Origin of the sequence: Variovorax sp. 679 (assembly GCF_003952185.1) — a bacterium.
Taxonomy (GTDB): domain Bacteria; phylum Pseudomonadota; class Gammaproteobacteria; order Burkholderiales; family Burkholderiaceae_C; genus Variovorax.
Map to the genome: position 1 here is coordinate 446,406 of NZ_RXFS01000003.1, position 15,736 is coordinate 462,141.

At 68.9% G+C, this 15,736-nt stretch carries 17 protein-coding genes and 1 other RNA gene; 8 read left to right on the forward strand and 10 right to left on the reverse strand.

Going from position 1 to position 15,736, the window contains the following annotated elements:
* Positions 1–5 precede the first annotated feature (5 nt).
* The 3 genes from EJO71_RS09430 to EJO71_RS09440 all read right to left on the reverse strand — a co-directional run bounded on the left by EJO71_RS09430 (position 6) and on the right by EJO71_RS09440 (position 1,777).
* Positions 6–458 carry a MarR family transcriptional regulator gene (locus tag EJO71_RS09430; protein ID WP_125948635.1) on the reverse strand — a complete coding sequence of 151 codons (453 nt, stop codon included), beginning with the start codon at positions 456–458 and terminating at the stop codon, positions 6–8.
* Between the two features lie 171 nt (positions 459–629).
* Positions 630–958: RNase P RNA component class A (gene rnpB / locus EJO71_RS09435), an RNA gene on the reverse strand.
* A gap of 24 nt (positions 959–982) precedes the next feature.
* Positions 983–1,777 (reverse strand): helix-turn-helix transcriptional regulator, encoded by a 795-nt coding sequence (locus EJO71_RS09440; protein ID WP_125948253.1) that lies wholly within the window; start codon positions 1,775–1,777, stop codon positions 983–985.
* 115 nt (positions 1,778–1,892) lie between these two features.
* Here EJO71_RS09440 and EJO71_RS09445 point away from each other — a divergent pair, with 115 nt between their 5' ends.
* The gene (locus tag EJO71_RS09445) at positions 1,893–2,789 is read left to right on the forward strand and encodes a DMT family transporter (RefSeq protein ID WP_125948252.1); all 897 of its coding nucleotides are present in this window, start codon (positions 1,893–1,895) and stop codon (positions 2,787–2,789) included.
* Positions 2,790–2,795: 6 nt separating this feature from the next.
* Here the strand turns inward: EJO71_RS09445 and EJO71_RS09450 are convergent, their stop codons facing one another.
* On the reverse strand, positions 2,796–3,845 hold the full coding sequence (locus EJO71_RS09450) for a molybdopterin-binding oxidoreductase (protein WP_164546784.1): 1,050 nt from the start codon (positions 3,843–3,845) through the stop codon (positions 2,796–2,798).
* 214 nt (positions 3,846–4,059) lie between these two features.
* Between EJO71_RS09450 and msrB the strand changes: the two genes are divergently transcribed.
* The 5 genes from msrB to EJO71_RS09480 all read left to right on the forward strand — a co-directional run bounded on the left by msrB (position 4,060) and on the right by EJO71_RS09480 (position 8,917).
* Positions 4,060–4,572 carry a peptide-methionine (R)-S-oxide reductase MsrB gene (msrB, locus tag EJO71_RS09460; protein ID WP_125948249.1) on the forward strand — a complete coding sequence of 171 codons (513 nt, stop codon included), beginning with the start codon at positions 4,060–4,062 and terminating at the stop codon, positions 4,570–4,572.
* A gap of 86 nt (positions 4,573–4,658) precedes the next feature.
* Positions 4,659–5,579 carry a cysteine synthase A gene (cysK, locus tag EJO71_RS09465; RefSeq protein WP_125948248.1) on the forward strand — a complete coding sequence of 307 codons (921 nt, stop codon included), beginning with the start codon at positions 4,659–4,661 and terminating at the stop codon, positions 5,577–5,579.
* 75 nt (positions 5,580–5,654) lie between these two features.
* Entirely contained in the window at positions 5,655–7,301 is a 1,647-nt protein-coding gene (locus EJO71_RS09470; RefSeq protein WP_125948247.1) for an NAD(P)/FAD-dependent oxidoreductase, read from the forward strand.
* 74 nt (positions 7,302–7,375) lie between these two features.
* Positions 7,376–7,876, forward strand: a complete 501-nt coding sequence (locus EJO71_RS09475) for a VUT family protein (protein ID WP_240651349.1) — start codon at positions 7,376–7,378, stop codon at positions 7,874–7,876.
* 108 nt (positions 7,877–7,984) lie between these two features.
* Positions 7,985–8,917, forward strand: a complete 933-nt coding sequence (locus tag EJO71_RS09480; RefSeq protein WP_125948245.1) for a ProQ/FINO family protein — start codon at positions 7,985–7,987, stop codon at positions 8,915–8,917.
* A 90-nt stretch (positions 8,918–9,007) separates the two neighbouring features.
* Here EJO71_RS09480 and htpX read toward each other — a convergent pair whose 3' ends face one another.
* The 6 genes from htpX to EJO71_RS09510 form a co-directional block, all read right to left on the reverse strand.
* Positions 9,008–9,883 (reverse strand): protease HtpX, encoded by an 876-nt coding sequence (htpX, locus tag EJO71_RS09485; protein ID WP_125948244.1) that lies wholly within the window; start codon positions 9,881–9,883, stop codon positions 9,008–9,010.
* A 161-nt stretch (positions 9,884–10,044) separates the two neighbouring features.
* Positions 10,045–10,788, reverse strand: a complete 744-nt coding sequence (locus tag EJO71_RS09490; protein ID WP_125948243.1) for a DUF3025 domain-containing protein — start codon at positions 10,786–10,788, stop codon at positions 10,045–10,047.
* The gene (locus EJO71_RS09495; protein WP_125948242.1) at positions 10,785–11,597 is read right to left on the reverse strand and encodes an NYN domain-containing protein; all 813 of its coding nucleotides are present in this window, start codon (positions 11,595–11,597) and stop codon (positions 10,785–10,787) included. The genes EJO71_RS09490 and EJO71_RS09495 overlap by 4 nt, the downstream gene beginning before the upstream one ends.
* Positions 11,594–12,625: a dihydroorotase gene (pyrC, locus tag EJO71_RS09500; protein ID WP_125948241.1), complete on the reverse strand. Its 1,032-nt coding sequence runs from the start codon at positions 12,623–12,625 to the stop codon at positions 11,594–11,596. The genes EJO71_RS09495 and pyrC overlap by 4 nt, the downstream gene beginning before the upstream one ends.
* Before the next feature lie 47 nt (positions 12,626–12,672).
* Entirely contained in the window at positions 12,673–12,888 is a 216-nt protein-coding gene (locus tag EJO71_RS09505) for a DUF2892 domain-containing protein (RefSeq protein WP_125948240.1), read from the reverse strand.
* 122 nt (positions 12,889–13,010) lie between these two features.
* A complete protein-coding gene (locus EJO71_RS09510; protein WP_164546783.1) occupies positions 13,011–13,736 on the reverse strand; it encodes a papain-like cysteine protease family protein in 726 nt (241 codons plus the stop codon).
* Between the two features lie 217 nt (positions 13,737–13,953).
* On the opposite strand from EJO71_RS09510, the gene EJO71_RS09515 reads away from it, so the two are divergent.
* Both EJO71_RS09515 and EJO71_RS09520 read left to right on the forward strand, forming a co-directional pair.
* A complete protein-coding gene (locus tag EJO71_RS09515; RefSeq protein ID WP_125948238.1) occupies positions 13,954–14,898 on the forward strand; it encodes a LysR family transcriptional regulator in 945 nt (314 codons plus the stop codon).
* 58 nt (positions 14,899–14,956) lie between these two features.
* Entirely contained in the window at positions 14,957–15,736 is a 780-nt protein-coding gene (locus tag EJO71_RS09520; RefSeq protein WP_125948237.1) for a hypothetical protein, read from the forward strand.

Below are 15,736 nucleotides of genomic sequence, written 5' to 3' on the forward strand. Positions count from 1 at the left end.
GTCTGCTACCTGCGCTCTTCCTGCGGCGGCAGGCTCTGCACCGAGCGCACGCCCATGCGCTCTTCCAGCAGCGCGAACACGCGCAGGCAGGCGGCGGCGTCCTCGTCGGACACGCCCTCGAACAGCGACGCCCGCATCAGCGTCAGCGCGGCCTCGATGGGCGCGCAGGCGGCCTTGCCGGCCTCGGTGAGGTGAAGGGTCTTGGCGCGACGGTCGGCCGGGTCTTCGCGGCGCTCGACGAGGCCGGCTTCCACCAGCTGGTCGACCGAGCGCACCAGCGACGGCCCCTCGATGCCCAGCGCCTCGGCCAGCACGCCCTGGCGCACCTCGCCGTTCATGCGTCCGAGCATCACGATCGGGTAGGCAAGCGTCTGCGAGACGCCGACGTGCGCCACCGCCTTGTCCGCCGCGGCACGGTAGCCGCGCTGCAGCACCGCGAGCGACGTGCCGAGCCGCATCAGCGCCTGTTCGCGCGTCGGTTGGGGGTTGGGTCGGTCGTTCACGATAGCCGCCTATTAATTAGCATGCTATCGATTATACGGGTAACTACCAATCCTTGCAGGCGGCAAGGCTTGCGCCCGCCTTCAAGCCGAAGGGCGCGGAAAACCGGAAAGGGAGAAAGAAGAAAAGTGTGAAGCCCGCCGATAAGCCGGATTCTGTGCACCGCAGGCCCCTTGCGGAACCTGCGGCGTGACCGCCATTACTCTGGGCCGCCTGTCACCAGACGGCTCGATGCCACCTACCCGCCAGCTCAGCGGAACCACCTCGATACTGGCCTACTTGGTGTTGCTGCGCGCAGAGATTGCCCGTTTCACCCGAACTCAATCGGCTCGTCTCTGTTGCTCTGATCCTCACCTCACGGTGGAGAGTCGTTAACTCCTGCGCTGTCCTGTGCAGTCCGGACGTTCCTCCAGTGCGGCCTTTCGGCACTTGCACCAGCGACGGTCTGGCGTGCTTCACGGGGTGGATTATCGCCCGGCCTTCAGGCGATCCCGCAGAACTCGCGTCTGTATTGCTCCGGCGTGGTGCCGGCCTCGCGCTGGAACATCGCGATGAAGGCCGACGCGGTGCTGTAGCCGAGGTCGAACGCGATCTCCTGCACTGTGCGTCCAGCCTCCAGCGCGTCGATGGCGCGCAGGAAGCGCAGCCGCTGCCGCCAGTCGCCGAAGGACATGCCCAGTTCGCGCTGGCACTGGCGCGCGAGCGTGCGCTCCGTCATGTGCACGCTGTCGGCCCATTCGGCCAGCGAGCGGTGGTCGCCAGGACTGGCCTGCAGCGCCTCGAGCACCGAAACCAGCGCGGGCGACGCCGCCGCCGGCAGGTAGCAGCGCTGCACCTCGGCCACGGCCAGCTGGTCGACCACCACGTGCGCGAGGCGCAGGTCGGCCTCCGTTTGCGGCACGTGCAAGTCGCGCGCGGCGAAGTCGGCGAGCACGCTCTTGATGATCGGGCTGATGTGCACGGTGCAGGGCTCGGCGGGCAGGCGCCCGCACAGGGCAGGCGCGATGTAGATCGAGCGGTAGACGATGGCGTGCCGCAGCGTGCAGCTGTGCACCACCTTCGGCGGGATCCACACCGCGTACTGCGGCGGCGAGAGAAAACGCAGGCCCTCGGTGTCCATCTGCATGGTGCCGTGGGCGGCGTAGTTCAGATGGCCCCAGCTGTGGCTGTGCGGCGCGGCGAGCGTGTCGGCGCCGATGTCGTCATAGCGGAAGTAGAACGGGCCTTCCATGCCCTCCACGTCCTGGATGGCCAGTAGGCGCAGCCTGTCGGCCATGGGCTCGGCTCCTTCCCGAAAGAGAGTCCGGAATGACGGACGGATTGTCCTGATCGAGTTATATGCCTCAGGACGGACGCGCCGATGATAGTCCCGTACTCCAAGGACCGTCTTCATGTGGCAATACGCCTTCCCCCTGCTCGCCGTGGCCATCTGGTCGGGCAACACCGTCGTCAGCAAGATGGCGGCCGGCACCATCGCGCCGGCCGAGATCAGCTTCTACCGCTGGCTGCTGGCCGCCCTGCTCTTCACGCCGCTGGCGCTGCGGCCGGTGCTGCGCAACTGGCGGGCCATTCGCCCGCAGCTGGGCCGCATCGCGGTGCTCGGCCTGCTGGGCATGGTGATCTACCAGAGCCTGGCCTACTACGCGGCCTACCTCACCACGGCCACGCACATGGGCATCATCGGTTCGCTCACGCCGATGATGGTGCTGGCGCTGTCGATCCTGCTGCTGGGGCAGCGGCTCACGGCCGGTGCGGTGGCAGGCTCGCTGGTGTCGATCGCGGGCGTGGCGGTGGTGGTGTCGTCGGGCGACCTGGGTGCGCTGCTGAAGAGCGGCGCGAACATGGGCGACGGCCTGATGCTGCTGGCCATGCTGGCCTATGCCGTCTACGTGATCCTGCTCAAGCGCTGGGGCATGAAGGAAGTGCCCGCGCTGCAACTGCTCTACCTGCAGATCGTGTTCGCGGTGATCGCGCTGCTGCCGATGTACCTGCTGACGCCGAAGATGGGCCTGTCGGCCGCCAACCTGCCGCTGATCGGCTTCGCAGGCCTTGGCGCCTCCATGCTCGCGCCGCTGGTGTGGATGCACACCGTGGCCCACATCGGCCCGAGCCGCGCGAGCATGTTCTTCAACCTGATTCCGCTGTTCACCGCGGTGATCGCAGCTGTGGTCATCGGCGAATCGCTGGCGGCCTACCACGCGGTGGGCGGCGTGCTCACGGTGGCCGGCGTGCTGCTGGCGGAGCTGTGGAAGGCACCGCTGCGGCAGCGGCGCGCGCTGGCCAGCTGATCTCGATCAGGGGCCGAGGGTGGAGAACACCTCGATCGCGATCACGTTCGACACCGAGCGCCCCTGCTTCACCTCGCCCGGCACCACGAGGCGCGCGAAGCCGGTGGTGGTGAGGTCGGCGCCGTTCATCTGGTAGGCGATCATCGCGGCCTTGCCGCCGAAGTTCGGATCGATCTCGCCCAGCGACACGGCGGCCCGGTAGCCGTCGCTCCCGGTGACCACCGCGTACATCCCGAGCGTCGCGTTCTTCGGCGTGGTGGGCAACCCCAACCCGCCCAGCAGCGTCCACAGGCTGACCCCGTGATACACGTTGGCGCCGATGGTCAGGTCGGGCGCCGCCGTCAGCCCCTTCAGCGCGGTGGCGTCGAAGCTCATCGAGGTGCCGACCTTGCCCGAGACGGCGAACGAGGTCGACACGCCACCGCCGACACCCGCCGCAGTCGCCGGAGCGGCCGCCACATCGAGCCGCACGAGGTTCGACACATAGCGCCCGCCCTTCACGTCGCCAGGCGCCGTCACGCGGAACGGGCCGTCCGCCGTGCCCAGCGGGGCCGAGGTGCCCGATATGGTCTCGGCATACGCAACCACGCCGGGCTTGTTGCCGAAGTCGGGGCTCAGTTCACCGAGCGCGAACACCACCTTGTAGCCGTCGGCGCCGGTGGCCAGCACGTAGCGGCCGAGCAGGTCGTTCTTGCGTGTGGCATCGGCCTGGATGCCGGCGTCGTTCAGCAGCGACCAGAGGCCGGCGCCCGTGTAGGTGTGGGTCTGCGGCCCGCTGCCGCTGGAGAAATTGACGGTCTGCGTGATGGGCGTGCGCGCCGCGAGATCGGCCGCGGTGAAGGCCGCCGGGCGGTCGACGGCGCCACCCCGCTGGACCGCCGGCGCAGGAGCCGGGGCCGGCGGCGGCGCGGGTGGAGGCGGCGGAGCCGGCATCGGCGCGGGCGCGGGGGCCGGAACGAGTGGAATGAAAGCACCGCCGTTGTTGTCGCCTCCTCCGCCGCAACCCGCGAGCAGCAGCGCAACCGCGCCCGACACCCAGCCTCTGGACCAATCCATACCCAAGTCTCCATCCTCAATGTATTCAATCCGACATAGCGAATCGCGTTCTTCCGGCTGTAACCCGCAGCCTCTCCGGCACGAACTACCGGAAGCAACGCCGCCATCGGCCTTTTGTCTGCCCTCTCGCAGCCAACGGGCGAATGTACATCGTTGTATTCAATAAAACATATCGAAAACGATATTCCACCCACCACCAGATCGAAGGCACGACATGACGCACGACACCGGACGCCGCTTCACCATTGCCGCCGGCACCTCCGCACTGGGGCTGGCCATTGCCCAGTTCCTCGGCTGGGGCACGCGCAGTTCGCAGGCGGCGGAGAACGAAAAATTCGAGGTCACGCACACCGAGGCCGAATGGCGCAAGCTGCTCACCGCCAACCAGTTCGCGGTGCTGCGCCAGGAAGGCACCGAGCGGCCCTACACCAGCCCGCTCAACGACGAGCACCGGGCCGGGCGCTTCAGCTGCGCCGGCTGCGCGCTCGACCTGTTCTCGTCGAAGACCAAGTTCGACAGCCACACCGGCTGGCCGAGCTTCTGGCAGCCGCTGGACAAGGCAGTAGGCGAACGGCAGGACCGGTCTTTCGGCATGGCCCGCACCGAGGTGCACTGCCGCCGCTGCGGCGGCCATCTGGGCCATGTGTTCGACGACGGGCCGAAGCCCACCGGGCTGCGCTACTGCATGAACGGCGTGGCGATGAAGTTCACGCCCGGGACGGCATAGGGCTCGGTGGGCGAGGGGTCATGGGCTGGTCTCACAATGCGCGCTGTCCGTCCGACAAACGCATTGACTGATCCCAAGGAGATCCCATGAAGGCCCAGAACATCCTCCAGACCATCGGCAACACGCCGCACATCCGCATCAACCGCCTGTTCGGCAATGCGAAGCAGCAGGTCTGGATCAAGTCCGAGCGCGCCAACCCCGGCGGCTCGATCAAGGACCGCATCGCGCTGTCGATGGTGGAAGACGCGGAGAAGAGCGGCGCGCTCAAGCCCGACGGCACCATCGTCGAGCCTACTTCGGGCAACACCGGCATCGGCCTGGCGATGGTGGCGGCCGTCAAGGGCTACAAGCTGATCCTGGTGATGCCCGACAGCATGTCCATCGAACGCCGCCGCCTGATGCTGGCCTACGGCGCCACCTTCGACCTGACGCCGCGCGCCAACGGCATGAAGGGCTCCATCGCCCGCGCCGAGGAAATCGTCGCCGGCACGCCCGGCGCATGGATGCCGCAGCAGTTCAACAACCCCGCCAACGTCGACGTGCACGTGCGCACCACGGCCGAGGAAATCGCTGCCGACTTTCCCGACGGCATCGACGTGCTGATCACCGGCGTGGGCACCGGCGGCCACATCACCGGCGTGGCGAAGGTGCTGAAGAAGAAGTGGCCCAAGCTGCAGGTGTTCGCGGTGGAGCCGGTGGCCTCGCCCGTGATCTCCGGCGGCGCGCCGGCGCCGCACCCCATCCAGGGCATCGGCGCGGGCTTCATCCCGAAGAACCTCGACACCTCGCTGCTCGACGGCGTGCTGCAGGTCGATGCCGAGCCGGCGCGCGAAATGGCCCGCCGCTGCGCGCGCGAGGAAGGCATGCTGGTCGGCATCTCGTCGGGCGCGACGCTCGCGGCCATCGCGCAGAAGCTGCCCTCGCTGGCGCCCGATGCGGTGGTGCTGGGCTTCAACTACGACACGGGCGAGCGCTACTTGTCGGTCGAAGGCTTCCTGCCGGCCTGACGCGCTATCCCTTTCATAGCGCCTGCGGCGCTTAAAATGCGCGGCCTGCTTGATAAACACAAGCCCCACGCCGCCATGCTGAGAATCTCCGAACTCAAACTCCCGCTCGACCACGCGCCCGAGGCGCTGTCCGCACTGATCGCAAAAACGCTCGGCATCTCGCCCGAGGCGATCGTCTCCCACAACGTCTACAAGCGCAGCTTCGACGCGCGCAAGGCCGACCTGCTCACGGTCTACATCTGCGACGTGCAGTTGGCCGATGCGAAGCTCGAAGCGAGCCTGCTCGCGAAGCACGCGGACCATCCGCACATCCAGAACGCGCCCGACATGCGCTACACGCCGCCGGCCAGCGCGCCCGAAGGCGCATCGCGGCCCGTGGTGATCGGCTTCGGCCCCTGCGGCATCTTCGCGGCGCTGATGCTCGCGAAGATGGGTTTCAGGCCCATCGTGCTCGAGCGCGGCAAGACCGTGCGCCAGCGCACCCGCGACACCTGGGGCCTGTGGCGCAAGAGCGTGCTCAACCCCGAGTCGAACGTGCAGTTCGGCGAAGGCGGCGCCGGCACTTTTTCGGACGGCAAGCTCTACAGCCAGATCAAGGACCCGCGCTTCCTCGGCCGCAAGGTGATGGAAGAGTTCGTGAAGGCCGGCGCGCCGCCCGAGATCCTCTACGTCGCGCACCCGCACATCGGCACTTTCAAGCTGGTGAAGGTGGTCGAGAACATCCGCGAGCAGATCGTGGCGCTGGGCGGCGAGATCCGCTTCGAGCAGCGCGTGACCGACGTGCGCATCGAAGACGGCCACCTTCGCGGCCTCACGGTGCTCGACCAGACGACCGGCCAGAGCAGCGAGCTGCGCGCCGACCACGTCGTGATGGCGCTGGGCCACAGCTCGCGCGACACCTTCGCGATGCTGCATGCGCGCGGCGTGCACATCGAGGCCAAGCCCTTTTCCATCGGCTTCCGCGTGGAGCATCCGCAGGGCCTGATCGACCGCGCACGCTGGGGCCGCCATGCGGGCCATCCGCTGCTCGGCGCCGCCGACTACAAGCTGGTGCACCACGCGAGCAACGGCCGCTCGGTCTACAGCTTCTGCATGTGCCCCGGCGGCACCGTGGTCGCGGCCACCAGCGAGCCGGGCCGCGTGGTCACCAACGGCATGAGCCAGTACTCGCGCAACGAGCGCAACGCCAACGCGGGCATCGTGGTGGGCATCGACCCGCGCGACTTCCCTGGCGATGCGCTCGCCGGCATCGCGCTGCAGCGCGAACTCGAAAGCAATGCCTTCGTGCTCGGCGGCGGCGACTACCGCGCGCCCGGCCAGCTGGTGGGCGACTTCGTCGCCGGCAAGCCTTCCACCGCGCTCGGCAGCGTGATGCCGTCGTACAAGCCGGGCGTGACGCCGACCGACCTTCACAAGGCCCTGCCCGCCTACGCCATCGAGGCGATGCGCGAGGCCTTCCCGGCCTTCGGCCGCAAGATCAAGGGCTTCGACACGCACGACGCGGTGCTCACGGGCGTCGAGACGCGCACCTCCTCGCCCATCAAGATCACGCGCGGCGACGACTTCCAGAGCCTCAACGTGCGCGGCCTGTACCCTGCCGGCGAAGGCGCGAGCTACGCGGGCGGCATCCTGTCGGCCGGCGTCGACGGCATCAAGGTGGCCGAGGCCGTGGCGCGCAGCGTGCTGGCGGAGTCGGAACGCGAACGCACGGCGAGCGTCTGAGGCAGGTCATGCAGCACTCCGCCACATTCTTCGAGCGCCCCACCCTGGGCCACCTGATCGCCGCCACGCTGGCGATGGCGGCCGTGGTGCTCGCGTCCAACATCCTCGTGCAGTTCGCCATCAACGACTGGCTGACCTGGGGCGCCTTCACCTATCCGGTGGCGTACCTCGTGAGCGATCTCGTCAACCGGCGCTTCGGCCCCGGCATGGCGCGACGCGTGGCGTGGGTGGGCTTCGCCGTGGCTGTGGGCGTGTCGCTGCTGCTCGCGCCGGTGCGCATCGCGGCTGCCTCGGGGCTGGCCTTCATCGCATCGCAACTGCTCGACATCGGCGTCTTCGACCGCCTGCGCCGCGGCCTCTGGTGGCGCGCGCCGCTGGTGGCCACCGTCATCGCGGCCGTGCTCGACAGCATCGTGTTCTGGGGCATCGCGTTCGCGGGCACCGACGGCCCGTGGTTCACCTGGGCGCTGGGCGACCTCGGCGTGAAGCTCGCCGTCGGCGTTTTCATGCTGCTGCCGTTCCGGCTGCTGATCGGCCGGCAGGCCGCACAGGCTTCGGCCTTGCCCCAAGGATGACCGCAGAAACGACAATGCGCCAAAGACGTTCAACCCGCGCCGCGTGCGCACCCGTGTTCCCCTGAATTCCTTCCCGTTTTCGCGCCAAGGCGCCGAAGAACTTCCAGAATGACCGAAGCAACCACCGCCAACCCGAACAACAAGTCGCGCCGCCCCCGTGGCGAGCGCCTGGACATGGCCCAGCAGCTGCAGGCCCTGCGGACCGGCACCGAAGGCGCGCCGACGGATTCCGAAGCCGGCGCCGACGCGCCGTCTGCCGCGCCAGCGCAACAGGCAAGGCGTCCGCAGCAACATCAGCAGCAGCGCAACAGGCCGAAGAAGCCGCAGGCGCAACAACAGCAGCAGAAGCAGCAGAAGCAACCGCAGCAGCCGGCACGTCCGCAGCGCAAGGTGCACCCGGCGCTCGAACGCCTGTTCGAGCTGTACCCGAACCTCTTCGGCGCGCGCTTCCTGCCGCTGAAGCTCGGCGTGTACGAAGAACTGATCGCCCGCCATCCCGACGACTTCAAGGCCGAAGAGCTCAAGGTGGCCATGGGCCTGCACGCGCGCTCCACGCGCTACCTCGAGAGCGTGGCGGCCGGCCATCCGCGCCACGACCTCGACGGCAACGTCGCCGAGCCAGTGGCGCCCGAGCACGTGCACCACGCGATCCTCGAGCTGCACCGCCGCCGCTCGCAGCGCACCGGCGAAGACCTGCGCCCGCAACTCGTTGCGCGCCTGGCCCGCGCCGTCGAAGCCTCGGGCCTCGACCGCGAAGCCTATGCCGTTCTGGTGCGTTCGCGCGACGCGAACAACAACGCCGTGCTCGACGAGGCCCTCGCCCAACTGGCCGAACAGGCCGCCAAGCGCGAGGCGCTGTTGCGCGCCTTCGAAGCCAGCGGCCGCAGCGAAAAGGAGTTCGCGGACATGTATGGCATGGCCCAGGGCGAGGTCGCACGCACGCTGCAGCGCGCGCGTACCGACCGGGCCGCCGTGCCTGCAGCATCGGCGGCACCGGAAACGCCGGAAGCGCTGGAAGCACCCGAATCCACGAACAGCTGATTCGCCACCATCCTGCCGGCAGAAAGCAAAAAGCCGCCACGGCAACGTGGCGGCTTTCTTGTTGGCAGGCCGAGGCGGCCGGCCCCGTTTTCAGCGCTGCGCGTTCTGCAGCGCCGCAATGCGCTCTTCGATCGGCGGGTGCGTGGCAAACAACTTGCCCATGCTGCCGGTGATGCCCATGGCTTCCACGGCCTTCGGCAGTTCGCCGGCCGGCAGGCCGCCCAGGCGCGCGAGCGCGTTGATCATCGGCTGCTTCTGGCCCATCAGCGCGGCGGCGCCTGCATCGGCGCGGAACTCGCGCTGGCGCGAGAACCAGGCCACCACCATCGCGGCGGCAAAGCCGAGCACGATGTCGAGCACGATGGTGCTCACGTAGTAGCCGATGCCGGGGCCCGAGCTGCGGTCGTCGCCGCGGCGCAGGAAGCTGTCGACCGCATAGCCGATCACGCGCGACAGGAACACGACGAAGGTGTTCATCACGCCCTGGATCAACGTCATGGTGACCATGTCGCCGTTGGCGATGTGCGCGACCTCGTGGCCGATGACGGCCTCGACCTCTTCGCGCGTCATGTTCTGCAGCAGGCCGGTGGACACCGCCACCAGCGACGAGTTCTTGAAAGCGCCGGTGGCGAAGGCATTGGGCTCGCCTTCGAAGATACCGACCTCGGGCATGCCGATGCCGGCCTTGTCGGCGAACTTGCGCACCGTGCCGACGATCCAGGCCTCGTCGGGCGTCTGGGGGTTGTCGATCATGTGCAGGCCGCTGGTCCACTTGGCCATGGGCTTGCTGATGAGCAGCGAGATGATCGCGCCGCCGAAACCCATCACCAGCGCAAAGCCGAGCAGCGCCGTGAGGTTGAGCCCGTTGGCCGTGAGGAAGCGATTGACGCCGAGCAGGCTGGCGACCACGCCGAGCACCGCGACGACCATCACATTGGTCAGGACGAACAGAAGGATACGTTTCAAGTTGAATTCTCCGTGGGGAAATCTGCCACCCAGATGAGGGCCCCGGGGCCCTCTTCAAGCCGTATATCGAGCAGTTTGCGGCCTGGAAGCCCTGGGTGTTTTAGGTGTTCTGGGCGCTCCGGTCGGCGGCAGCCGGTAGAGCCATGATAGGAGCAAAAGTTCTAGGCCCCCGGTATTCCCCGGCCCGGCAAGGGCCTGAAGACCTGGGGATCGTCGTAGAACGACGCCGCCTCGTTCTCCTCGCACCAGCCGGGCACGCCGAGCACCGGCAGCGGCGCGAAGGGCTTGCGCTCCAGCTCGCGCGCATCGAGTGCCCGTGCCATGCGCACGTCATCCACGCCGGTCAGGTCATGCGTCAGCAACACGTGCGCGGTGATCGGCTTGCGCGGCGTCACCAGCTTCTCGAGCAACGCGTGGCCGAACAGCAGCAGGCGCGCCTCGCTCCACAGCCCGCGTTGCGCGACGAACAGCGTGTGCCAGTCGCGCGCGACCAGCGCCTGCCACAACGCGGGCGGCGCATCGAGCACCGCGCCGTTCTCGTCGAACAGCGTGAGCGCATCGCGCAGCGGCCCGCGCACGGCAGCAACGCCGTTGCGCTCGATCTCGGCAGCCTGCAGCTCGTTGAGGCGACGCTTGGTCTGCGGAAAAGCGAGCCAGACGAGTCCGTTGAAGAAGTCGTGCAGGTTGTCTCGGGTCGGGACCGTGCGGGTCTGGAAGATATGGGCCTCGTAGGCCTGGCCCGCTGGCAATGCGTCCTGCCGTACGAAATCGGGCACCGATGAGGGCTTGACCGTCTGCAGGGCGGAAGCCACGCCTGCTTGCCGCGCGGTCTGCGCGACCGCTTCGCCGTGGACGCGATAGGGCGCAAGCCAGGGCTGCGCCCAATCGACAGCCGGCAGGTTCAAGGCGCGGGCGCGCCCGTCCAGCGGATGCGGTCCGGATGCTGCATCACGGCGAACTCCGCGGTGAGCTTGTCGAAGAGCTTGAGCGAGCTGCCGTGCTTGCCGAGCAGGCCCGCCGTGCGCAGGGCCTTCGCCACGTCGTTGAGCGGCACGTCGTTGCCGCTGCGCAGGGCCGGTGCAGCCTGCAGGATGAACTCGGCCGCCTCCGAGATTTGCGGTTGCGGTGGCGGCGCAGCCTTGGCGGCCTTCGCCGTCTTGCGCGCCGGCGTCTTGGCCGCCGCCTTCTTGGCTGCAGGCGCCGCCTTGGCCCGCGCGGTCTTCGCGGGCGCCGACTTGGCCGCGGCCGCCTTCTTCGCCGGCGCGGTGCGTGCCGCCGGCTTCGTGGCGTGATGCGCGAGATCCACGAACGAGTCGTAGATGCCGACCGTCTCCTCGCCCGTCTTGCCCTGCTGGCCGATGCCGCAGACGCGGCAGCCCTTCTCGCGCAGGCGGATCACGAGCGGCGCGAAGTCGGAGTCGGAAGACACCAGCACCACCACGTCGGGCCGCTCGTCGATGACGAGGTCGATCGCATCGACCGACAGCGCGATGTCGGTGCTGTTCTTGCCGGCCGACAGGTTCACCATCGGCCGCACCGACAGCCGCTTGAAGAGCGCCTGCCGGTTCACCGCCATCTCGGCGTTGCAGTACGCGCGGCGCACGTGGATGGCGCCGTACTCTTCCATGGTGAGCTGCACGGCCTGCTCGATCACGTCGGCCGAGACGTTGTCGGCGTCGATCAGCAGCATCACGCGCAGCGCGGGGGTGGTCATGCGAGCTTCCAGTTCACGGTTTCGCCGCCGCGCAGCGGCTTGAGCGTGGCTTCGCCGTAAGGCACCGTCTCCGGCACGGTCCAGCTTTCGCGCTTGAGCGTGATGGTGTCGGTGTGGCGCGGCAGGTTGTAGAAGTCGGGGCCGTTGAAGCTCGCGAAGGCTTCGAGCTTGTCGAGCGCGCCCGCGTTGTCGAAGGCCTCGGCGTACAGCTCGATGGCCGTGAGCGCGGTGTAGCAGCCGGCGCAGCCGAGCGCGTGCTCCTTCAGGTGCGCCGGGTGCGGCGCGCTGTCGGTGCCCAGGAAGAAGCGGTCGCTGCCGCTGGTGGCGGCCTCGACCAGCGCCACGCGGTGCGTCTCGCGCTTGAGCACGGGCAGGCAGTAGTAGTGCGGGCGGATGCCGCCGGTGAAGATGGCGTTGCGGTTGTACAGCAGGTGGTGCGCCGTGATGGTCGCTGCCGTGAAGCGGTCGGCGTCGCGCACGTAGTGGGCGCCTTCCTTGGTGGTCAGGTGCTCGAACACCACCTTCAGTTCGGGGAAGTCGCGGCGCAGCGGGATCATCACGCGGTCGACGAACACGGCCTCGCGGTCGAACAGGTCGATGGCGGGGTCGGTCACCTCGCCGTGCACCAGCAGCAGCAGGCCGTGCTTCTGCATGGCCTCGAGCGTCTTGTAGGTCTTGCGGATGTCGGTCACGCCGGCATCGCTGTTGGTGGTGGCGCCGGCCGGGTAGAGCTTGAGCGCGCGCACGCCGGCTTCGGCGGCCAGCGCGATTTCCTCGGGCGGCAGCTTGTCGGTCAGGTAGAGCGACATCACGGGCTCGAAGCCGGTGCCTTCGGGCACGGCGGCGAGGATGCGGTCGCGATACGCCACGGCCTGCGCGGCGGTGGTCACGGGGGGGCGCAGGTTCGGCATGATCAGCGCGCGGCCGAACTGGCGCGCGCTGTGGGGAACGACGGCTTCGAGTGCGGCGCCATCGCGCACGTGCAGGTGCCAGTCGTCGGGGCGGGTGATCGTGAGGGTGTCTGTCATGGCCCCGGGATTGTCGCATCGCCCCCCCGGGAGCCCCCGCCCGCGCCTCAGCGCCCCTTGTCGGGCTTGCGCCCCACCATCGCGCACATCGGGCAGAAGCCGATCAGCCCCGTCAGCGCGAGCATCGCGCCCATGAGGGCGACGGCCACGGCCAGCCCGAAGCCGGCCGTGCTCCAGCCGATGGCCGCGAAAACCAGGCCCGCGAGGCCCATGACGACGCGCAGCGCGCGCTCCCAGCCGGGAAGATTCTTTGCGTAGAGCATGGCGATTCCTTCGATCCTTCTTGATGAATGAGTGCATGAGGAAGACCCTCGGACACCAAGAGGCGCCGAACCCGCCGATCGGTTCGCCGGAACGCGCAAATTTCCAGGGAGGAGAAAACCCGCTAGCGCAAGAACACCCGGCAGGCGCCCGGGTCCACGAGCTGCAGCCACTTGTGAAGGTTGACCGAGCAGCGCGCGCCCTTGCCCGGCGGCCACGGGTCGAAGATGCGCAGCGTGGTGCCGCGCCCGCCGGGATCGTCGTCGCCGCGAATGCCCACGACGAGCACCATGTGGCCCGGCCGCCCGACACCGGCCGCATACCCCTTGGCCCCCCACGGCAGGTCGAGCATCAGCGGCCCGTCATGCAGCGCGGCACGCAGCTGGCCGACCGACCAGGAAGCCGGCGGACGCACCGTCAGCCCGTGCGCGGCGGCGAAGAGCGCATCGGCCGTCATGGCTTCGTCGGCATCCTCGAAGGTGCACAGGCCGCCGTCGTCGGCGATCAGCCCGGGCGGCGTGCGCGCGACCACCGCCTGCACGTTGGAGCGCGTGATCATGGCCGTGCAGGCGGCCCAGCACTGGCCGGGCGTGGGCTGCGGGATCAGCGCGACGGGGTGCAGGATCGGTGCGTGGCATTCGTTGTCGAAAACCACGTTCTGCGTGCAGAGGCCGGCCTCGCCGTCCTCGGCGAGCCAGTGAGCGACTTGCAGGCGGCGCACCGCCATCCGGGTGACCGGGCCGTAGTCGCCGTCGAGCGCGAGTTCGGGGCCAGGTCGCAGCTTGCGGTTCAGCGCCTCCTGCAACCTGCGGACATCGGCGCCGCGCGAACCCTGTGTCAGTGTCGTCATCGGTTCCTGTCCCTCGCAGACGCGAGGTTCCTTCAGGCTTGGGGCATGAGCGGCTGCATTGTGGAAAGCGGCCGCCGGGGCGTCCATTCGTCGGACGGCATAGCCGGGATGGCGGGGGCCGCACGCCCCCCCGGGGGCACGCCCGTTGCTTGACGTGCCGCGCCGATCGGCCGAAGGTCCGGTCCCGCGCAAACCACCCTACATACCGGAAACCGACATGCTGTCCACGGCAATGCTTTACTTTCGCGAGACCGCCAGGGCCGGCTCGCTGCGCCGCGCCGCCGAGCAGCTGGGCGTGGCGCCGAGCGCCATCAGCCGCCAGATCGCCAAGCTCGAAGGCGAGCTGCAGGCCGCCCTGCTCGACCGCCGCGCCAACCGCACCACCCTCACGCCGGCCGGCGAACTGGTGCTGGCGCATGCCGAACAGGCCCTGCAGAGCAGCGAGGAGTTGCGCGGCGCGCTGCAGGAGCTGAGCGGCGAGCCCGCCGGCACGGTGCGCATCGGCAGCATCGAGGGCATGGTGGGGCACTTTCTCGCGAACAACCTGGCGCGCTTCCAGAAGAGGCATCCGCAGGTGAAGCTGCAGGCCTCGGTGGTGGGTTCGCGCGCGGTGCTCGAGGCGCTGCAGGAAGGCCGCATCGACATCGCGCTGGCCTTCAACCTGCCCGAGCGCCACGCCTTCCGCGAGCATGCGCGGCTGGAGCAGCCGCTGTGCGCCATCGTCGCGCCCACGCATCCGCTTGCGCGGCGGCGCAGCGTGTCCTTCAGCGAGCTCGAAGGCCGCCGCGTGGCGCTGCCCGACCGCTCGTTCCAGATCCGCCACCTGGTCGACCGCATCGCCTCGAAGACGCAGGTGTCGCTCGAACTGGCGATCGAGACCGGCACGCTCGACATGGCCAAGGGCCTGGTGCGCAACAGCGACCTCATCACCTTCCTGCCGCGCTACGCGGCGCTGCACGAGGTGTCGAACGGCGACCTGTGCGCCGTGCCGCTGCAGGAGCGCGACTTCGCCGCCACCGCGGCCAGCCTCCTCACCATGCCGGGGCGGCGCCAGTCGCCGGCGACTGGCGCGCTGCTCGAGATGCTGGCCACCAGCATGGGGCGATACGGTGCGGGCGCGGCGCCGCGTTCTGATTCCGGCAACACGCGCGTGCGGAAATGAGCCTTCCCGCCGGCCTCGTCGCTCCCTACATTGGGCGCCGACGAGGAAAGAACACGGCATGACCACCACAGGCACCAACCAGACCATTGCATTCCCCGAAGGCGGCTATCGCTACGCGAAAGGCGTGTTCCAGTATTCCGCGGGCGTGGCGGCGCTTCCCGGCTTCGCCATCGAGCGGGTGCGTTTCCAGCAGCCTGTTCCGCTGGAAGAAGGCTTCGACGTCATCGCGGCGCACCTGGGCGCCATCGGCCGTCCGCTGGCGGCGCTGTGCGCCTGCGAACTGCGCTCGCCCGCGCCGTTCTCCGAGCGCGGATTCCACGACTTCAACCGCGTCTACGCCGGCACGCTGGAGCGCTGGGGGCTGGTGCGCGGCGAGCGCAATCCGGTGGCGCGCACCAACGTGTGCCCGCGCATCGGCGCCCCGGCCACGCCGGCCTTCCAAGCCTTCTCGTACACCGTGCCGGCCGACGACGATGCCGCGCCGCCAAGCTTCGTGGTCTCCGGCGGCGGCGAGGCGCCCGACGGGCATGCCAGCTACCGCGAGGTGATGGTCCGCCTGGGCGACACCAGCCCCGAGGGCCTTCGCGCCAAGCTCGGCTACGTGATGACGGAAATGGAGCGCCGCCTCGCCGTGCTGGGCTTCGGCTGGCGCGACGCCGCGACGGTGCAGGCCTACACGGTGCACGACATCGGCGCACTGGTGTTCGACGAGATCGTGCAGCGCGGCGGCCTCACCACCGGCCTGACCTGGCACATGGCACGGCCGCCGATCGTGGACATGGAAGTCGAGATGGACCTGCGCTGCGCAAGGCGCGAGCTCGCGCTGTCATGGCCCTAG